Origin of the sequence: Geothrix terrae (assembly GCF_022808775.1) — a bacterium.
Taxonomy (GTDB): Bacteria; Acidobacteriota; Holophagae; order Holophagales; family Holophagaceae; genus Geothrix; species Geothrix terrae.
Genome location: NZ_JAKZLA010000008.1, coordinates 114,017 through 132,418 on the forward strand (window position 1 = coordinate 114,017; position 18,402 = coordinate 132,418).

The 18,402-nt window shown below is 69.4% G+C and carries 15 protein-coding genes; 10 read left to right on the top strand and 5 right to left on the bottom strand.

Annotation, left to right across the window (positions count from 1 at the left end):
- Positions 1-26 precede the first annotated feature (26 nt).
- From MLE42_RS14450 to MLE42_RS14480, 7 genes are all read left to right on the top strand, one after another.
- Positions 27-785, top strand: a complete 759-nt coding sequence (locus MLE42_RS14450; protein ID WP_243288581.1) for a coiled-coil domain-containing protein — start codon at positions 27-29, stop codon at positions 783-785.
- 35 nt (positions 786-820) lie between these two features.
- Positions 821-1,321, top strand: coding sequence for a chemotaxis protein CheD (locus tag MLE42_RS14455; protein ID WP_243288582.1), 501 nt, complete (start codon positions 821-823; stop codon positions 1,319-1,321).
- Positions 1,322-1,329: 8 nt separating this feature from the next.
- Entirely contained in the window at positions 1,330-2,955 is a 1,626-nt protein-coding gene (locus MLE42_RS14460; RefSeq protein ID WP_243288583.1) for a chemotaxis protein CheA, read from the top strand.
- Between the two features lie 80 nt (positions 2,956-3,035).
- Positions 3,036-4,676: a methyl-accepting chemotaxis protein gene (locus MLE42_RS14465; protein WP_243288584.1), complete on the top strand. Its 1,641-nt coding sequence runs from the start codon at positions 3,036-3,038 to the stop codon at positions 4,674-4,676.
- A 17-nt stretch (positions 4,677-4,693) separates the two neighbouring features.
- On the top strand, positions 4,694-5,236 hold the full coding sequence (locus MLE42_RS14470; RefSeq protein ID WP_243288585.1) for a chemotaxis protein CheW: 543 nt from the start codon (positions 4,694-4,696) through the stop codon (positions 5,234-5,236).
- 16 nt (positions 5,237-5,252) lie between these two features.
- Positions 5,253-6,170, top strand: a complete 918-nt coding sequence (locus MLE42_RS14475; protein WP_243288586.1) for a CheR family methyltransferase — start codon at positions 5,253-5,255, stop codon at positions 6,168-6,170.
- A 125-nt stretch (positions 6,171-6,295) separates the two neighbouring features.
- A complete protein-coding gene (locus MLE42_RS14480) occupies positions 6,296-7,375 on the top strand; it encodes a protein-glutamate methylesterase/protein-glutamine glutaminase (protein ID WP_243288587.1) in 1,080 nt (359 codons plus the stop codon).
- A 25-nt stretch (positions 7,376-7,400) separates the two neighbouring features.
- Here the strand turns inward: MLE42_RS14480 and MLE42_RS14485 are convergent, their stop codons facing one another.
- The 3 genes from MLE42_RS14485 to MLE42_RS14495 form a co-directional block, all read right to left on the bottom strand.
- Entirely contained in the window at positions 7,401-9,011 is a 1,611-nt protein-coding gene (locus MLE42_RS14485; RefSeq protein WP_243288588.1) for a response regulator, read from the bottom strand.
- 124 nt (positions 9,012-9,135) lie between these two features.
- Complete coding sequence (locus MLE42_RS14490) at positions 9,136-10,482, bottom strand: sigma-54-dependent transcriptional regulator (protein ID WP_243288589.1); 1,347 nt, start codon at positions 10,480-10,482, stop codon at positions 9,136-9,138.
- Positions 10,454-11,554 carry a hybrid sensor histidine kinase/response regulator gene (locus tag MLE42_RS14495; RefSeq protein WP_243288590.1) on the bottom strand — a complete coding sequence of 367 codons (1,101 nt, stop codon included), beginning with the start codon at positions 11,552-11,554 and terminating at the stop codon, positions 10,454-10,456. The genes MLE42_RS14490 and MLE42_RS14495 overlap by 29 nt, the downstream gene beginning before the upstream one ends.
- Positions 11,555-11,691: 137 nt before the next feature.
- Between MLE42_RS14495 and MLE42_RS14500 the strand changes: the two genes are divergently transcribed.
- On the top strand, positions 11,692-13,656 hold the full coding sequence (locus tag MLE42_RS14500; RefSeq protein ID WP_243288591.1) for a hybrid sensor histidine kinase/response regulator: 1,965 nt from the start codon (positions 11,692-11,694) through the stop codon (positions 13,654-13,656).
- A 28-nt stretch (positions 13,657-13,684) separates the two neighbouring features.
- Here the strand turns inward: MLE42_RS14500 and MLE42_RS14505 are convergent, their stop codons facing one another.
- On the bottom strand, positions 13,685-14,098 hold the full coding sequence (locus tag MLE42_RS14505; RefSeq protein ID WP_243288592.1) for an Hpt domain-containing protein: 414 nt from the start codon (positions 14,096-14,098) through the stop codon (positions 13,685-13,687).
- Positions 14,099-14,388: 290 nt separating this feature from the next.
- On the opposite strand from MLE42_RS14505, the gene MLE42_RS14510 reads away from it, so the two are divergent.
- Positions 14,389-16,326 carry a CocE/NonD family hydrolase gene (locus MLE42_RS14510; protein WP_243288593.1) on the top strand — a complete coding sequence of 646 codons (1,938 nt, stop codon included), beginning with the start codon at positions 14,389-14,391 and terminating at the stop codon, positions 16,324-16,326.
- Positions 16,327-16,405: 79 nt separating this feature from the next.
- Positions 16,406-17,695 carry a hypothetical protein gene (locus MLE42_RS14515; protein WP_243288594.1) on the top strand — a complete coding sequence of 430 codons (1,290 nt, stop codon included), beginning with the start codon at positions 16,406-16,408 and terminating at the stop codon, positions 17,693-17,695.
- Here the strand turns inward: MLE42_RS14515 and cobB are convergent.
- Complete coding sequence (cobB, locus tag MLE42_RS14520) at positions 17,692-18,396, bottom strand: Sir2 family NAD+-dependent deacetylase (protein WP_243288595.1); 705 nt, start codon at positions 18,394-18,396, stop codon at positions 17,692-17,694. The two genes, MLE42_RS14515 and cobB, sit on opposite strands and share 4 nt — an antisense overlap.
- Between the last annotated feature and the right edge of the window lie 6 nt (positions 18,397-18,402).

Consider the following 18,402-nt stretch of genomic DNA (forward strand, 5'->3'; position numbering starts at 1 on the left):
ACCGCAGCCGATTGCTGGAGCCTTCCGTGGCCAACGAACCCAACCAAGAATCCTATGTCCGCCGCGTGCTGGAGGAGACGCGCGAGTACGAGCGCCGCCTCCGCGAGGACAACGAGGGGCTGAGGGAACTCGTCGCCACCCTCGAATGCGAGCGGGTGGCGCTCCAGAAGCGGGTCGAGGAGCTGGAGGCCGGCGCCAACCAGCAGATGAGCGAGCTGAGCGCCCTGCGGGAGCGGCTGACCGCCCAGGTGAACGCGAACCAGAAATCCACCGAGCAGCAGCTGGCCATCGAGCAGCAGAACACCAACCTGGCGAACCTCTACGTGGCGAGCTACCGGCTCAACAGCGCGCTGGACCGGGCGGAGCTCGTGGACGCCATCCGGGAGATCGTCATCAACCTGGTCGGCTGCGAGGAGTTCGCCCTGCTGGAGCCCGATGGCCATGGGGGGTGGCAGGTCTGCGATTCCATGGGGCTGCCCGATGACTTCCTCGCCAGCATGACCCGTCCCGACGGGGCACTGGCCGGCCACCTGAAGTCCCGGAAGATGCACGTGACGGACCCGGCGGTCCTCAGCATGGACGAGCTGGACGTCTCCAGGCCCTCGGCCAGCATCGTCATGAGTGTCGGGGACGAGACGGTGGGAGCCGTCGCCATGTACCGCCTGCTGCCCCAGAAGTCCGGGCTCGAGCCCCTCGACCGGGAGCTCTTCGACCTGCTGGCCGCGAATGCGGCCATGGCCCTCTACCGGCTGAAGCTTCAGGAATTCGTGAAGGGCGGGAAGTAGCCACCCCCCGACGCTTGACCGCACCAAGGAGACCCATGCCCCACTTGCCCGCCCCCGGCTGGATCCCGGCGGATGCCGCCAGCGGTGGTGTATCGGTCTACCTGCACCCCGGGCACCTGCATGTCTCCCTCGTGCCCTGCACCATGACCACGATCCTGGGCTCCTGCGTGGCGGTCTGCCTCTGGGACCCCGTCTCGCGGGTCGGGGGCATGAACCACTTCCTGCTCGCCCACCATCCGGCGGGAGAGCCCGATTCCGCGCGCTACGGCGATTCGGCTACGGACATGCTGATCAGCGCCGCGGCCCGGGCGGGCGGATCCCTCGGGCGGCTCCAGGCCAAGCTCTTCGGTGGGGCCTGCGTGCTGGGATCGGCGGCTCCCGGCGCCAACCACCTCGGGCTCAAGAACGTGCAGGTGGCCCGGGAACGGCTCGCCGCCCATGGCATCCGCGTGGTGAGCGAGGACGTGGAGGGCGCCCGAGGCCGGAAGATCCACTTCCAGACCCTGGATGGCGCGGTGCTGGTGAGAACGCTCTAGGAGGCCGCATGGACATCGATCTCAATGCCATCCGTGCGACGTTCTTCGCTGAGACCGGCGAGCACCTGAACGAATTCGAGGGGGCTCTGATCGAGCTGGAGCGGCAGCCCGGGGACAAGGCCCTGGCCAAGACCATCTTCCGGATCGCCCACACCATCAAGGGCGACGCGTCCATGGTGGGCTACACGGCCATGACGGAATTCGCCCACGGGCTGGAGAGCCTGCTGGAGAAGATCTCCGGGGGCGGGCAGCCTTTCACGCCCGCCCTGGCCACCATCCTCCTGCGCTCCGTGGACGCCCTCCGGGCCCTGGCGGGGGCCGAGGATCCGAGCCTGATGCCGGCCAGCACCCGGGAGCTCCTGAACGAGCTGGAAGGCGCCTCGCATGGGGGCGGTACGGCGCAGCAGGAGCCCCAGATCGGAGCCGAGCGGCGATCCCGGGCCCGGGACACGGCCAAGACCCTCCGGGTGAAGGTGGCCAAGCTGGACCGGATGCTGGACCTGGTCGGGGAGCTGGCCATCAGTCGCGGCCGCCTGGACACCCAGATCGCCACGCTTGCAGGTGCCAAGGCCTCGGCCATCCAGGACGCTCACCGGGACATGGATCGCCTCTTCAGCGAGCTCCAGGAGCACGTGATGCAGGCCCGGCTTGTGCCCGTCGGCACCCTCTTCCAGGGGTACACGCGGGCGGTCAGGGACCTGGCCCTGCACACGGGCAAGGAGATCGACCTCGCCATCGAGGGCAGCGACGTGGAAGTGGACAACGCCGTGGTCGAGCAGCTGCGGGAGCCCCTCATCCATCTCCTCAGGAACGCCATCGACCACGGCATCGAGAACGGGGTGGAGCGGCGCGCCGCGGGCAAGCCCCCCTGCGGGCATGTCAACCTGAGGGCCCGGCACGAATCAGCGTTCGTAGTCATCGAAGTCGCCGACGACGGCGGCGGGATGGCGCGGGAGAAGCTGCTGGCGCAGGCCCGGAAGTGGGGCGGTGTGGAGGACGTCGACCGGCTCAGCGACGCCGACCTCCAGGCCCTGATCTTCGAGCCCGGGTTCTCCACGGCCACCCGGGTGACGGACCTCTCCGGCCGGGGCATCGGCATGGACATCGTGCGGCGCGCCGTGGAGCGGCTGCGGGGCACCATCTCCGTGAAGAGCGTTCTGGGCCAGGGCACCACATTCACGCTCCGGTTCCCGCTGACGCTCGCCATCATCGAGGGGTTCGGGGTCACGGCCGGGGACGAGTCCTACGTCATCCCGCTGGATGCGGTGGTCGAATGTGTCGATCTCCCGGCCGAGCAGCGCAGCGAGACCGAGGGTTCCGGCGTGCTCAGCCTGAGGGGCGAGCCGCTGCCCTACCTGGGCCTCCAGGAGCTCTTCCGCTTCGGGACGGGCGGCGAGGGCCGCCGGAAGATCGTCGTGGTCCGCCATGGCGAGGGCCTAGCGGGGATCGCCGTGGACGACCTCCAGGGCGAGTGCCAGGCCGTGATCAAGCCGCTGGGCAACCTGTTCAAGCAGACCATCGGCATCTCGGGCTCCACCATCCTGGGCAACGGCCGGGTCGCCATGATCCTGGACGTCCCGGCCCTCCTGCGCGAGGCGGTGGTCCGCACCGCAGCCCGCGGCGAGGCGCCCTGAGCCGGCCCCGGCCGAAAATCCGCCATTTCCACTTCAGACCCAGATCCTCCCATCCGTTTGATAAGTAGAAAGGAGTCCCCATGCTCTCAATCCGAGACCTGAAGATCAGGACGAAGCTGTTCCTGGCGTTCGGGATCATCGCCGCCCTCCTCGTGGCCGTGGCCCTGGTCGGCAATAACGCCGTCGATCAGCTCAGCCGGGAAGCCAACGGCATCCTGAGCCACGAGTACGCACTCGCTGAATCCTTCACGAACATCGGCACGGACACCCTCAACCTCCGCCGCTACGAGAAGGATGTATTTCTCAACTTCGAGGACGCGGCCAAGCGGGAGGGCTACGTCCGGAAGTGGAAGGAGACCCACGCTTCCCTGGTCGAGACCCTCGACCAGGTCGAGAAGCGGCTCGAGGCCAGTGAGGACAAGGATGCCGTCCGGGCGATCCGACTGGACCTCGGCACCTACAGCACGGAGTTCGAGCGCGTCATCCCCCAGATCGACATGGGCCTGTTCAAGACCTCGCAGGAGCTGAACAAGGCGGAGGATCCCTTCAAGGATGCCGTCCACCGGCTCGAGGCCACCTCGGAAAAGGCGATGGCCAGGCATGAGAAGGAGATGACCGCGAAGGCCCAGCAGATGCAGGGTTTCTCCCAGACTGTGCTCCGGATGGTCATGGTGGTCACGATCGCTTCGGTGATCGCGGCGCTGGTGGTGGCCTGGCGGATCTCCCGGGGCATCTCCGTCCCCCTGCTCCGGGTGGCCGAGGGCATGCGGAAGATGGCCGACGGGGACCTGAGGGACAAGGTCGATGTGGCGGGCAAGGACGAGCTGGCCGAGATGGGCGTCGCGTTCAACCGCATGGTGGAGAACCTGTCCCAGACCATCGGAGAGGTGAGGACGGGCGCCAACGCGCTGGCCTCGGCGGCCCAGCAGGTGTCCTCCACCTCGCAGGGGCTCTCCCAGGGGACCAGCGAACAGGCCTCGTCCGTGGAGGAGACCACCGCCAGCCTCGAGGAGCTGAGCAGCTCCATCGAGCAGAACGCCGACAACAGCCGCCAGACCGAGCAGATGGCCATGCAGAGCGCCCGGGACGCCGACGAGAGCGGCCAGAGCGTGGAGAAGACCGTCGAAGCCATGAAGATGATCGCCGAGCGCATCTCGATCATTGAGGAGATCGCCTACCAGACCAACCTGCTGGCGCTGAACGCGGCCATCGAGGCGGCGCGGGCCGGTGAGCACGGCCGCGGGTTCGCCGTGGTGGCCACCGAGGTCCGCAAGCTGGCGGAGCGCAGCCAGGGTGCGGCCAAGGAGATCAACGAAGTGGCGGGCGGCAGTGTGGGGGTGGCCATCAAGTCGGGCGAGCAGCTGAAGGAGCTCGTCCCCGCCATCCGCAAGACCGCCGAGCTGGTCCAGGAGGTGGCGGCCACGTCGCGCGAGCAGGCCAGCGGCGTGAAGCAGATGAACAAGGCCATGACCCAGGTGGACCAGGTCACCCAGCGGAACGCCTCGGCCGCCGAGGAGCTCTCCTCCACGGCGGAGGAGCTCGCCTCCCAGGCGGAGGCCCTCCAGCAGCTGGTGGCCTTCTTCAAGGTGACCGGCGAGGAGACGGTCTCGCGGCACGCCCCCGTCGCCCACTTCATGCACCCGGAACCCGCCCCGCTGGCGGGCAGAACCTTGAAGCCCGCGGTCGGCCTCGGCCAAGACCAGCACTTCAAGCGGTTCTGAGGGAGGCGGCGATGGACATGAGCGTTCTGGCCGATCTGGCCAACCACGATCAAAGCCAGTACCTGTCGTTCTTCCTCGCGGACGAGGAGTTCGCGGTGAGGATCCTGAAGGCCCGGGAGATCCTGGAGTACGGGACGGTCACCAAGGTGCCCGGGGCCCCTCCGACGGTGCGCGGGGTGATCAACCTGCGCGGCGCCGTGGTGCCCGTGGTGGACCTGGCGCTGAAGTTCGGGCTTCCCGAGCGGGAAGTCACGAAGCGGACCTGCGTCGTGATCGTCGAGGTGGGCGCGGGCGAGGACAAGACGACCATGGGGGTGATCGTGGATTCGATCAGCCAGGTGGTCGACCTTCCGGAGGAGCAGATCGAGCCTGCGCCCGACTTCGGGACCAAGGTCAAGCTGGAGTACCTGCTCGGGATGGGGCGCTCCGGGAAGAAGTTCGTGATGGTCCTGGACATCGACAAGGCCCTGTCCCCGTCCGAGCTCTCCTCGGTCACCGCCATCGCAGGGCAGGCCGCGGAGGCGGCGCCGGAAGGCGCGGAACCCGCGCCGGGCGATTGAAAGGCCACCCCCACCCATGGACCAACCGCGGCGCCCCGCCTCTCCCGCGTCTGAGGCAGCAGGGGACTACTCGATCCGGAAGGAGGAGTTCCGCGCCTTCCAGGACCTGATCCACCGGGAATCCGGGATCTTCCTCGCGGACCACAAGCTGGCCCTCCTAGGGGGCCGCCTCCACGCGCGGCTCCGCGCCCTGGGCATGACCAGCTACGGGGAGTATTTCAAGGCCGTCCAGAAGGACGAGGCCGAGCGCATCGAGATGCTCGACCGGATCTCGACCAACGAGACCCACTTCTTCCGGGAGCCCCACCAGTTCGAATTCCTGAAGACCCGGGTGCTGCCCAGGTGGGTGGAGGATGCCCAGGCCGGAAGACGGCCCCGGTCCATCCGGGTCTGGAGCGCCGCCTGCTCGACGGGCGAGGAGCCCTACTCCATCGCCATGCTGCTGCTGGACCAGCTCCCGGCCTCGGAGGGCTGGTCCATCGAGATCCTGGGCACCGACATCTCCACCCGGGTGCTGCAGAAGGCCAAGGACGCGCTCTGGCGCATCGAGAAGGCCGAGGAGATCCCCACGCCCTACCTCAAGGCCTTCATGCTCGAAGGGACGGGCCCCGAGAAGGGCAAGATGAAGGCCGGACCCGAGATCCGGTCGCTGGTCTCCTTCTCCCGGATGAACCTGAACAGCCGGCCCTACCCCGTCCCCGGCGGGTTCGACATCATCTTCTGCCGGAACGTCCTGATCTACTTCAACACGGCCACCAAGGCGGGGGTGGTGGAGGAGCTGCTGGCGCATCTGGCGCCGAGCGGCTTGCTGCTCCTCGGACACGCCGAAAGCCTCCACGGCCTCACCGAGCAGGCGCGCAGCGTGGGACCCACCATCTACGCGCCGCTCCAGTCCACCTACTTCAGCGGGCAGAGGCTGCCACGGCTGCGCTGACCGTGATTTCAAGGGTCGGGTCCGCCCGCCGATAAGAACTCCGACGTACGTATTCTCTTGTCTCGCCGCGTCGGGCCACGTACTTCTTTAGCGAGGCCAGGACCACGCAGGCAGGGTGGAGCGCGATGCCAGAACTCCAGCGGAACCCCGGACAGCTCCCGATCCAGGTCCTGGTGGTGGACGATTCGGCCGTGGTCCGGCAGGCGCTCACGGCCATCCTGGGCCAGGAGCGGGACATGCGGGTGGTGACCGCGCAGGATCCCATCTTCGCCCTCCAGAAGATGCAGACCCTGCGCCCGGATGTCATCGTCCTGGACCTCGAGATGCCCCGCATGGACGGCATCACCTTCCTGCGCCGGCTGATGAAGGACGATCCCCTGCCCGTGGTGATCTGCTCGAGCCTGGCCGCCCGGGGGGCGGAGGCGGCCATGCTGGCCCTCGAGGAGGGAGCCCTGTCGGTCATCACCAAGCCCAAGCTCGGCGTCCGGGATTTCCTGCACGAGTCGGCCATGCAGATCATCGACACGGTGCGCGCCGCCGCCCACTCCCGGCTGCGCCGGAGGCGGGCCGCGCCTCAGCACCGGCCCCCCCTCGAGACCGGGGCGCCCGTGCTGGGGACCACCACGGACCAGGTGGTGGTGGTGGGCGCGTCCACGGGGGGGACGGAGGCGCTCCGGGAGCTGCTGTCCGCCATGCCGGTGGACTGCGCGGGCATCGTGGTCGTCCAGCACATGCCGGAGCTGTTCACGGCCGCGTTCGCCAAGCGGCTCAACGAGGTCTGCAGGATCGAGGTGAAGGAGGCGGCGGACGGCGACGGGATCCTCGTGGGGCGCGCCCTGATCGCGCCCGGGAACCGCCACACGGAGGTGGCGCGGTCCGGCGGCCGCTACGTCGTCCGCGTGAGCGACGGGCCCCTGGTCTCCCGCCACCGCCCGAGCGTGGATGTCCTGTTCCACTCCGCCGCCCGCGCCGCCGGATCCAATGGGGTGGGCGTGATCATGACGGGGATGGGGGATGACGGCGCCAACGGCATGCTGGAGATGAAGCGGGCCGGCGCCTACAACCTCGCCCAGGACGAAGCCACCTGCGTGGTGTACGGCATGCCCAAGGAGGCGGTGGACCGCGGCGGCGTGGACGCCGTGGTGCCGCTCCAGGCGCTGCCGAAGGCCATCTTGGACGCCGTGCGGCGGGGACGGCGGGGCTGAGCCGGTTCGGCGCCCTATTCAGCCCCTACTCGGCTTTGAGTCGCACCGAGAAGGAGTACATCTTCGAGTTGGAGTACCGCGTGACCACGCGGAAGTTCCGCAGCAGGTACCAGCACCGGGCCTTCACGTTGCCGTCCGGGGTGGAGGACCAGAGGTTGGATTCGTCGTCCGGGTTCAGGAAGTCGCCGTAAGGGTTCCGGTGGCCCACGAAGGGGATCTGGAGGATGGCCTGGCCGTTCGCGAGGCGGCTGTTGTCGCTCAGCCCCGGGATGGCTTCGAAGATCGTGCCCCACTCGTCGTCCGAGGGGATGCGGGACCCGAACAGCTTCATGGCGGCGTGCCAGGTGAACAGGGTGCTTCCGTTGAACTCGTAGATGCCCTCCCGGTGGTCCGGAGCGGCGACTTCATTGTGGCGCCGCAGCCCGATGCCCCCCACCTCGACGGAATCCGGGTGGACGGTGATGGCGTGGACCTTGGCCAGCTCTTCCGGAGTGCCGGCGTAGCGCTCCTCCAGCTCGAGGAGGAACTGGATCACGGGATCGTCGGCCGGGGCGGTGTGGCGGGCGGGAGAGGGCGTCGGAGCGGGCCTTTCCGACTGGAGCCGGACGGTCCCCAGCAGGAGGTCGGCCTCCTGCTGGAAGGTGGACACCGGGACCTGGATGCCCGCCTCGATCAGCTTAGCCGCCCTCGCGATGCGTTCGGACAGCACGCCGTGGATCAGGAGCGCCTCCTCGTGGAGGCGGAGGATCTCCGGGGTGTCCAGGGGGGCCGGAGGGCTCGGAGCGGGGTGGAACAGGAGCTGGGCCCCGGCGGGGGTCAGCTCCTTGCCCTCGGAGGGCTCGAGGCTGGGACGCGTGTCTTCGTGGAGGAGGTCAGGCGGGAAGGCCCTGGGGGGCGGTTGGAGGACGGGCGGAATCCGGTCGGAGGCCTCCGGAGAGGAGGAACCCTCGATCGGGGCGCGCAGGGCCTCATCCCGCAGCCTCAGGCCCTCCAGGAGCACCATGGCCGTGCTCTCCCGGATGGAGTGCATGGGCGCCTCGGCGCCCTCCTGCATGTCGAAGTTGCCGCCCTTCCAGGCGATGAGGTCGTAGACCGCCTGGGCTCCGGTGACCTGGTCCCGGACCGCGTGGACCACCTGGCCGTCCTTGAGCCAGACGCGGCCCGTCTGCCGGCCCAGCCGCACGGTCAGGCACCCCGTGTTCCGGGTGGCGGAGTACAGCTGAACGAGGTCCACGAACCCCAGGCTCAGGGAGCCGGTGAAGCCACCCTGGTTGGACTGGATGGCGAGATCGACCTCCTCGATGAGGGCCTTGGGGGCGAACGGCTTCTCGACGAAGCCGAAGGCGCCCCGCTGATCGATCTCCTTGCGCATCTGGGGGCTGCCGAAGGCCGTGATGAAGATGATGGAGAGGTCGGGCTGGATCTTCTGGGCCTGGATCATCAGGTCGATGCCGTTCACCACAGGCATCTGGAAATCGGTGATCAGGACGTCGATCTTCTCCCGATGGAGGAGGGACAGGGCCTCCATGGGGTTGGAGCAGATCTTGAAATCCACGGTCGGGCGCTCACGCGCGAAGTGCTGAGACACCGACCAGAGGAGATCCTCTTCGTCATCCACCATCAGGACACTGGCCATGGTCGAATGGGATGCAATGGGGAGGCCAAGTGTTCGCATGTTATTAATTGAATGTAATATTAGACTTAAATGTTAACGGAGTCGAATTCGGAGCGGCGATCCGGATCATTTATTAACCAGGTGATCAGTCTTTGACCGGGTAAGCTCCCGCCTTCCGGAGCCAGGACCGGAGGGTCACCCGGGTCACGCCCAGGGTTCTCGCCGTCTGGCTGAGGTTGCGTCCGGAGGCCTCCCAGGCTTCCACCATCCGGCTCCGCATCGTGTCCTCCAGGCGCTCCTGGGGCGCGGGCGGCAGGGAGGCCGCGGAGGATCCGGCGATCTCGGAGGGCAGGTCCGCCAGCTGGATCTCGGCCCTGGGCGTGAGGATGGTGGCGCGCTCCAGGACGTTGCGCAGCTCGCGGATGTTTCCGGGCCACCGGTAGCGGGTCAGGGCCGCCATGGCCTCGGCCGAGCAGCCCGAAGGAGCGGCGCCCATGCTCTCCCGGAACTTCGCCAGGAAGCAGTCCGCCAGGAGCGGAATGTCCTCCAGCCGCTCCCGCAGCGACGGCAGGTGCACGGCCAGGACCTTGAGGCGGAAGTAGAGATCCTCCCGGAAGCGGCCGGCCTCGACGAAGGCCGAGAGCTCCCGGTGGGTCGCGGCCACGATGCGGACATCCACCTGGATCTCCCGCTCCCCGCCCACCCGGCGGAAGGGGTGCCCTTCCAGCACCCGCAGCAGCTTGGGCTGGAGGTCCAGGGGGAGCTCCCCGATTTCGTCCAGGAAGAGCGTGCCCCGGGAGGCCAGCTCGAACAGGCCCCGGCGGGCCGACTTGGCGCCCGTGAAGGCGCCGGCCTCGTGGCCGAACAGCTCGGATTCCACCAGCTCCTTGGGCAGGCAGGCCGCGTTGACCACGACGAAGGGGCCATCCTTCCGGGGACTGGCGCGGTGGACGAAGCGGGCGGCCAGCTCCTTGCCGGTGCCCGTCTCCCCCGTGATGAGCACCGGGGCATGCACGGCTCCCGCGGCCTGGGTGAGGGCCCGCATGGCCCGCTGGAAGGCCGGAGCCGAGCCCACGATCCCCTCCCCCGCCATCGACTGGCGCCGCATGGCCTCGAGGCTACGGCGGAGGGTGCTCTGCTCGAGGGCGGCCGAGAGGCTCGAGAAGAGCGTCTCGGCTCCCACCGGCTTGGTGAGGTAGTCCGCCGCGCCGAGGCGGAGGGCCCGGATGGCGGAAGCCGCCTCGTCGCGGGCGGTAAGGACGAGGACGGGCGTGGTGGGATCCTGGGCCAGGAGGCCTTTGAGCAGATCGTGCCCGTCCTCGTCGGGCAGGCCGAGGTCCATCACCACCAGGTCGTGGAGGGCCCTGGCGGCCAAGCTCCTCGCCTGGGCGGCCGTGGCGGCGCGTTCGACCTCGTACCCTTGGCGGCTCAGCAGCCCGGTGAGGGCGAAGGCCAGGTCATCGTCATCTTCCGTCAGCAGCACCCTGGGCACGAGGGGCCTCCCGTGGGAGCGAGAGCAGGAGGCAGGTCTCCTGCTGGGGGATGGAGGTGGCCACCAGGCTGCCCTGGTTCTCCAGGGCCAGGCGGTGGGCGATGGCCAGCCCGATCCCGGTTCCCTTGGGCTTGGTGGAGAAGAAGGGCGAGAAGATCTTGGTCAGCAGCTGGGGGGGGATGCCGGGGCCGTCGTCGTAGATGCGGATGTGGGTCATGGTCTGCCCCCGGAGGGTTCCCGCGGAGGCCGCCTCGATCCGGATGCGGGTGGGATCCTTCACGGCGTCCAGGGCGTTCTCCAGGAGCGCCACGAGGATGCTCACGGTCTGCACCTCGTCCGCGTAGACCGTGAGGCCGCCCGGCGGAACGGAGAGGGTGGGGCTGGTGCCGAAGGGGCGCAGCCGGCCCTCGAGGCTCTCCATGGATCGGAGCACCATGGACTTCACGTCGAGGACCTTGGGGGTGGGCACCGAGGGGCGGCTGAAGTCGAGGAAGACCTTCATGAGCGATTCGATGCGCAGGGCCAGCTTCTGGAGACGCTCCACGCACTCCAGCTGGGGGCCGGGCTGGAGATCCTGGTTCAGGAGCTCGCAGAGGGTCCGGATGGAGGCCAGGGGGTTCCGGACTTCGTGGGCGAAGGAGGCGGCCAGCTGCCCCAGGTCCGAGTAGCGTTGGCGCTGGCGCTCGTTCTCCTGGAGGTTCCAGAACTCCGCCTTCTGCCGGATGGCGGCCGAGAGCCCTTCGAAGAGGACGTCGGGCGTGACCGGCTTGGTGAGGTAGTCCGTGGCGCCGTACCGGAGGCCCCGGATGGCGGAAGCCGCGTCGTCGCGGGTGGTCATGACGAGGATGGGCAGGCTGGGGTGCTGGTACGACAGCCCGCGCAGCAGGTCGAATCCGTCCTCGTCCGGTAGGCCCAGGTCCATGATCAGCGCATCGTAGGTCGTCCGTGAGAGGCAGTCCCTCGTCTCCGAGGCATTGGCGGCCCAGTGGACCGAGCAGCCGCGGGTCCTCAGCATCTCCTCGGCCATCATCGCCGTGACCGGATCGTCTTCGGTGAGCAGAATCGAGTACATGGCATCCAGGAGAGGGTCGGGCGGGCCGGAGCAATGTGCGGCTTGGCGCGGGTTTCTTCAGGGTACCGCAAAGGCGGGGCAGGGCCGTGGCTTTCCGGGCCCTGGAAAACAGAGGATCATGTCCTTCGGCCACCGCCATGCAACCGCCTCCCCTGCCTCCCGATGAAGCCTTCCGTCTGGAGGTGGTGCGGAGCCTCGGCCTCCTGGACACCCCGGGGGAGGAGCGTTTCGACCGCATCGCCCGGGCGGCGGCCCGGTTCTTCCGGGCGCCTGTCGCCTTCGTGGCCCTGGTGGACGCCACACGCCTGTGGCTCAAAGCCCGCCAGGGGCTCGACCAGGTTGAGGCGCCGCGGGACCTGTCGTTCTGCGGCCACGCCATCCTGGCCTGGGAGCCCTTCGTCGTGGAGGATGCCCGCCTCGACGCGCGGTTCGCCGACAATCCCCTGGTCGCCGGCCCCCCCTTCATCCGGTTCTACGCGGGCATGCCCCTCCGGGGCCCGGGGAACGCCCTGGTGGGAACCCTCTGCGTGATCGATCGCGCCCCTCGCGTCTTCTCGCGCTCGGACCGGGACTACCTGCTGGACATGGCCGCCTGGGCGGAGCTGGAGCTGATCCATCCCCCCGCGGGGGCCGGGGATCCCGTCGGGCCCGCGGAACCGGCCGCCCCCGCGCCGGAGGCGCTGGAGCGGGAAGCCCACCTGAAGCTCATGCTTCAGGCCCTGCCGGATTTCCTGTTCCGCCAGGACCGCCAGGGGACGTACCTGGAGGTCGTGGCTCGCTCCACGGACGACCTGGTCAAGCCTCCCGAGCAGCTGCTAGGCCACACCATTTCCGAGGTCCTTCCCCCCGGGGAGGCCATGGCCTTCCTCAAGGGCATCGGCGAGGTGCTCGACACCGGAGAAACGCGCACGATCGAATACCGCCTCACCCTCGACGGGCGCGGGGAGGATTTCGAGGCGCGCATCGTGCCCTGCGAGCCCGGCCAGGTCCTCAGCATCGTCCGCAACATCTCGACCCGGCGCGAGCATGAGCGCATGCAGGAGCGCTTTCTGCGCACGGTCATCCACGAGCTGCGGACGCCCCTCTCCAGCATCCGGAGCAGCCTGGAGCTGATGCTCGAGCAGGAGCGCGCCGACGGCCTGTCCGGGAAGGCCCGGGAATTCGCCGCCATGGCCCACACCAACACCGTGCGCCTCGCCCGCATCGTGGATGACATCCTTGGCCAGGCAAAGCGCGGCTACCTGTCCGTCTCGCTGCGGCGCTGCGACCTCCAGGCCCTGGCCCGCCAGGCCGTGGAGATGGTCCAGGCCTACAGCGACTCCTTCGGCGTGCACCTGCCCCTGCACCTCTGCCCGCAGGAGGCCGAAGTCCACGCGGATCCCGACCGGGTGATCCAGATCCTGGTGAACCTGCTGTCGAACGCGGTGAAGTACAGCCCCCCGGGAGAATCCGTGGTCACGCGCGTTCGGCCTTCCGGAACCGGCTGGGCCGTGGAGGTGGAGGACCACGGGCCCGGCATCCCGGCGGCCTTCCAGCCCAGGGTCTTCCAGGAGTTCTCCCAGGCCGGCGGTCCCCACCAGCAGCCTGGGAGCGGGCTCGGGCTCTCCATCTCCCGCTCCTTCGCCCAGTCCATGGGGGGCGCCCTGGCCTTCGAGTCCAAGCCCGGGCGCACGGTCTTCTGCCTGGAGCTTCCAGTGCCGCCCAGCCTCTCCGGGCCGGTCGGCGAAGGGTCGGGCCAGCTCGCCGCCGTCCTCCATGTGGAGGACGACGACGTGGTGAGCGAGCTGCTGGCCAGCGCCCTGGAAGGCGTGGCGAGGGTCGATCACGTCAGCACGCTGGAAGCGGCCCGGCAGCGGATTCCGGAGGGCCGCTGGGGCCTGGCGGTCCTGGACGGCATGCTGCCCGACGGGGCCGGCGCCGACCTGCTGCCCCTCCTGCGCGAAGCCTACGGCGCCGACTTCCCGGTGGTCCTCTACACCGGGGACAGCCAGTCGGTGGAATCGGATGGGGAGTTCATCCATGTGCTCCTGAAAGGGCACTGCGGGCCCGACGAGATCCGGCGGGTCGTCCAGGGGGCCCTCGAAAGGCGCCCACGGGGCTGACGGAGCCGACCCGCGCCGGAGCGCCGGGTCACTGCGGCGCGTGGGTCCTGAGGTGATCGCGGAAGGCCTGGATGGAGGCGGCCCCGACCTCCTGGAATCCTTCCAGGGCGGATTGGCAGGCCGCCGGATCACCACCCTTCGCGGCCGCTTCGATGGCCGCCGCGCGAGACCGGAGCGTCGCCAGCCCGATGCTCCCCGAGGAGCCCTTCAGGCGGTGGGCGGAGGCGCGCACCCGCGCCAGGTCCGCGGCCTCGAGAGCCTCCAGCAGGTGGAGGCGATCCTCGGCGAAGCGGCGCTCGAACAGGTCGACCATCTGGAGGAGGCGCGCCTCGGGGATCCCATGCTGGAGGCAGGTGTCCAGGTAGGCCCAGTCCAGAAGGGGGGACCGGGGACGAGCCCCCTCCTCCTCCCCCTGGCCTGAAGGGCGCTGCCGATCGGACATGCCCGCCTCCCCGGGAAATAGTCTAGGCCGTTCAAGCAATTTCCTGGTGGCGCGATCAGGCGACTCGCGGATCTCCTAATTGTGCGGGCCGACTCGAGGTTTGCACTCCAGGCCCGGGTTCCGGTTCCGGAATCCGATGAATGTTGTGGTTGGCAAAATTGTCGCAGATGCTTCCAAGACTCTGCCGGCTCCGCCCAGGCTAGACTGGCCGATCTCCTTCCACCGCCGACCCGCTGCTCCGCGCCTTCGCGCCGGGCCCTCGGCGACTGCGGGAGGCGCTGGAGGCATCCATGTCCATCACGCGATCCCTGGGTTCATCGGCGCTCACGCTGGTCCTGGCTGCGGGGCTCATGGCCCAGGGCACGGGCCTGCCGAGCGAGATGCCCGCCGAGTTCAGGGAGGCCTCGGGGAGCTGGGACCACACGCGCCGGGAAGTGATGATCCCCATGCGGGACGGGGTGAGGCTGAAGACGATCATCCTCGTGCCCAAGGGCGCGAAGGATGCCCCCATCCTCCTGACCCGCACGCCGTACAGCGCCGCCCAGCAGACCAGCCACGCCGCCAGCGCGCACCTGGGGCCGGTGCTGCAAGGCTACGACAACGTGGCGGACCTCATCGTGGAGGGCGCCTACATCCGCGTGATCCAGGACATCCGCGGCAAGTACGGCTCCGAGGGCGACTACGTGATGAACCGGCCCCTGCGCGGGCCCCTCAATCCCACGGAGGTGGACCACAGCACGGACACCTGGGACACCATCGACTGGCTGGTGAAGCACCTGCCGGAGAGCAACGGCCGCGTGGGCATCCTGGGCATCTCGTACGACGGCTTCCTGCCCCTCATGGCGCTGGTGGACCCGCACCCGGCCCTGAAGGCGGCCGTGCCCATGAACCCCATGGTGGACGGCTGGCGGGGCGACGACTGGTTCCACCACGGCGCCTTCCGCGCCCAGAACCTCAGCTACATCTACGAACAGCAGGCCACCCGCGCGAACGACCTGAAGTGGTGGACCGATGTCTTCGACGACTACGACCTGTTCCTGCGGGCGGGCTCCACGGGGGCCCTGGCTGCGAGCCGGGGCATGGAGCAGCTGGGCTTCTGGCGCAAGCTCACCGAGCATCCGGCCTACGACGCCTTCTGGCGCCAGCAGGCCATGGACCAGGTCCTCGCGGGCAGGGCCGGGAAGGGGCCGCTGAAGGTGCCGACGCTCCTGGTGCACAGCCTCTACGACGCCGAGGACATCTACGGCGCCCTGGCAGTGTGGAAGGCGCTGAAGCCCAAGGACACCACGGGCGACCACCTCTTCCTCGCCATGGGCCCCTGGAGCCACGGCGGCGAGATCGGCGAGGGCAGCAGCCTGGGACCCCTGAAATTCGGCCAGGACACGGCCCTGCACTTCCGGCGCGAGATCCTGAAGCCCTTCCTCGATCAGTACCTGAAGGGAGGAGCGAAGGCGGATCTTCCGCCGGTGAGCGCCTTCGAAACGGGCACCAACACTTGGAAGAAGCTCCCGGCCTGGCCCGTGGCCGGCGAAGGCACCGCCGTCCACGCCACGCCCTTCTACCTGGAGGCGGGGCTGAAGGTGGCCACCACCGCGCCGAAGGCCGGGGACGCTTCGTACGAAACCTATGTGTCCGACCCGGCCAAGCCCGTGCCCTTCCGGGCCCGGCCCATCCAGCCCGTGGGCTACGATCCGTCGCACACCTGGCCCCAGTGGCTCACGGACGACCAGCGCGAGGCCTCCGGCCGGCCCGACGTGCTGGCCTTCGTGTCCGAGCCGCTGAAGGAGCCCCTCCGCATCGCCGGAGAGCCCGTGGCGAACCTGGTGGCCTCCACCACCGGCACCGACGCCGACTGGGTGGTGAAGGTCATCGACGTCTACCCAGACGAGGTAGCCGCCCAGCCGCAGATGGGCGGCTACCAGCTCATGGTGTCGGCCGACATCTTCCGCGGTCGCTACCGCGAGGGCTGGGACGCTCCGAAGGCCCTGAAGCCGGACGAGCCCCTGGTCTACCGGTTCGCCCTGCCCGCTGCGAACCACGTGTTCCTGCCGGGCCACCGCGTCATGGTGCAGGTGCAGTCCACCTGGTTCCCCCTCTACGAGCGCAACCCCCAGACCTTCGTGCCCAACATCTTCTTCGCCCGGCCCGAGGACTACCGCCGCGCCACCCAGCGCGTCTGGCACGCGCCCGGCCGGGCCAGCTTCGTGGAGCTGCCGGTGGCGAGGTAGAAGGGATTTTTTGCCCTGCCCGGGAGTAGGATGGGCGCAGAATCCCATCCCGAACCAGGCCCTTGGACGGAGACGCCCCGTGTCGTTTCGATCGCTGCTGAGTCGACTGCTGCCCCGGAAGCCCGCGCCCACCGCCGGCACCTGGGAGCGGCCGAGGGCTCTGGACCGGGGCCGGGTGGGCCGGCCGCAGATCGCCATGGACGACCAGGGGAACGCCCTGGCCGCCTGGCATCACCGGAGCGCGGATCACGAAGGCGTCTACATCTGCCGCTATCACGGGGCCCAGCGGAGCTGGGACGTGGTGCCCCGGCGCCTCGACAGCGCCCGCACCCAGGCCCAGGCGCCGGAGATCGCCATGAACTGCCGCAGCGAACTGGCGGTGGTCTGGCACGAGCAGGAGGGGGACCAGGTCCGGGTCTGCGCCCGCCACATGCTGGGGAGCCAGGAGACCTGGGTGCCCTATCCCATGACCCTCCAGGCCGCCGCCGGCGAGGTGCACAGCCTGCACACCGCCATGGACCTCCAGGGGAACATCCACGTCATCTGGTGCCACGGGACACCCGGGGCCTACCGCGTCTACACCAGCGGGTACCGGGCCGATGACGGGGGGTGGGATCCGCAGCCCATCCCGCTGGGAGATCCCTCGTCGGAGCCCCTGTTCCCCCAGCTGGCGGTCAATGACGCGGGTCAGGGCCTGGTGGCCTGGGATGCCGGCGGGAACCGCATCGTGGCCTGCCACTACGATCCCGGAGGCCGCTGCTGGAGCGACCACCCCACGCGGGTGGCCGAGGGCCGCTCCATCTACCTCCGGATGGCCGTGGACGCCCGGGGGAACGCCATCGTGCTGTGGGTGGAGGAGGGTGAGGCGGGCATCCGCACGCTGCAGGCCAGCCACCTGGACGCGCGCCGGATCGAGTGGACGCGCGCGCCTCGCCTCAGCTCGGGCCGTGCCATCCTCTGGCCCCAGGTGGGAATGGACGCCCGGGGCGGGGCCCACCTCGTGTGGCGGCAGGAGGCGGCGGGCCTGATGAAGCTCTACGCCAAGCGGTTCGCCGAGGGGCGCTGGGACGAGCAGCGCACCCTGCTGGTGGAGGATGCCGGCCACAGCCAGGCCCACGCCCTGGCCGTCAATCCCGAGGGCCACGCCGTGGTCCTCTGGCTCCAGCGCCAGGCCGCCCAGGCCATGGTCTGCGTGCGGCGCTTCGATGGCCGGGCCTGGAGCGCGCGGCCCCTCCTCCTGGGGACGCCCAGCCGCAAGGACATCCAGAATCCGGGTGCCGTGCTGGCTCCCGGCGGCCACGTGGCCGTCATCTGGCGCCAGGGCGATCCCCAGGATGGCCTCATCCTCAGCGCCATGGGCCAAGCCTAGGTCCCCAGCAGCTCGTCCACGAAGGCCGGCACGAGCTCCGTGGCCCGGCCTACGCGATGCTCCCGGAAGGCGTCCACCACGCGGCTGGGCTCGAGGTTGAGCTCCACCGTCCGGGCACCTGGGCCCACGGCCGCCACGAAGCCCGCGGCGGGGTAGACGTGGCCGCTGGTGCCGATGGCCGCGAAGAGGTCGCAGCGCTCCAGGGCGTCGAAGATGCGGTCCATCTCCAGCGGCACCTCGCCGAACCAGACGATGTGGGGGCGCATCCCTCCGCGCCGGCAGACGGGACAGCGGCTGTCGGCATCCATGTCGCCGGGCCAGGAGAGGACCGTCCGGCAGGCCAGGCAGCGGCCCTTGAGCAGCTCGCCGTGCATGTGGAGCAGGTTCCGCGACCCGGCGCGATCGTGGAGGTCGTCCACGTTCTGCGTGACCAGCAGCACCTCGCCGGGCCACTCCCGCTCCAGCCGGGCCAGCGCGTGGTGCGCGGCATTGGGCTGGACGCCCGGCAGGCTCCGCCGCCGCTCGTTGTAGAAGCGGTGTACCAGGGCGGGGTTTCGCTCGAAGGCCTCGGGCGTGGCCACGTCCTCCACCCGGTGGTTCTCCCAGAGGCCATTGGCGTCCCGGAAGGTGCGCAGGCCGCTCTCCGCGGAGATCCCCGCGCCGGTGAGGATCACGAGGGAGGCGTCGCGGGAGAGGGTCATGCCGGC

What these genes read in the sequence shown, in the direction of transcription:
- MLE42_RS14455 (WP_243288582.1), top strand. Translation starts at nt 821, where the DNA reads ATGCCCCACTTGCCCGCCCCCGGCTGGATCCCGGCGGATGCCGCCAGC.
- MLE42_RS14460 (WP_243288583.1), top strand. Translation starts at nt 1,330, where the DNA reads ATGGACATCGATCTCAATGCCATCCGTGCGACGTTCTTCGCTGAGACC.
- MLE42_RS14465 (WP_243288584.1), top strand. Translation starts at nt 3,036, where the DNA reads ATGCTCTCAATCCGAGACCTGAAGATCAGGACGAAGCTGTTCCTGGCG.
- MLE42_RS14470 (WP_243288585.1), top strand. Translation starts at nt 4,694, where the DNA reads ATGAGCGTTCTGGCCGATCTGGCCAACCACGATCAAAGCCAGTACCTG.
- MLE42_RS14475 (WP_243288586.1), top strand. Translation starts at nt 5,253, where the DNA reads ATGGACCAACCGCGGCGCCCCGCCTCTCCCGCGTCTGAGGCAGCAGGG.
- MLE42_RS14480 (WP_243288587.1), top strand. Translation starts at nt 6,296, where the DNA reads ATGCCAGAACTCCAGCGGAACCCCGGACAGCTCCCGATCCAGGTCCTG.
- MLE42_RS14485 (WP_243288588.1), bottom strand. Translation starts at nt 9,011, where the DNA reads ATGGCCAGTGTCCTGATGGTGGATGACGAAGAGGATCTCCTCTGGTCG.
- MLE42_RS14495 (WP_243288590.1), bottom strand. Translation starts at nt 11,554, where the DNA reads ATGTACTCGATTCTGCTCACCGAAGACGATCCGGTCACGGCGATGATG.
- MLE42_RS14500 (WP_243288591.1), top strand. Translation starts at nt 11,692, where the DNA reads ATGCAACCGCCTCCCCTGCCTCCCGATGAAGCCTTCCGTCTGGAGGTG.
- MLE42_RS14505 (WP_243288592.1), bottom strand. Translation starts at nt 14,098, where the DNA reads ATGTCCGATCGGCAGCGCCCTTCAGGCCAGGGGGAGGAGGAGGGGGCT.
- MLE42_RS14510 (WP_243288593.1), top strand. Translation starts at nt 14,389, where the DNA reads ATGTCCATCACGCGATCCCTGGGTTCATCGGCGCTCACGCTGGTCCTG.
- cobB (WP_243288595.1), bottom strand. Translation starts at nt 18,396, where the DNA reads ATGACCCTCTCCCGCGACGCCTCCCTCGTGATCCTCACCGGCGCGGGG.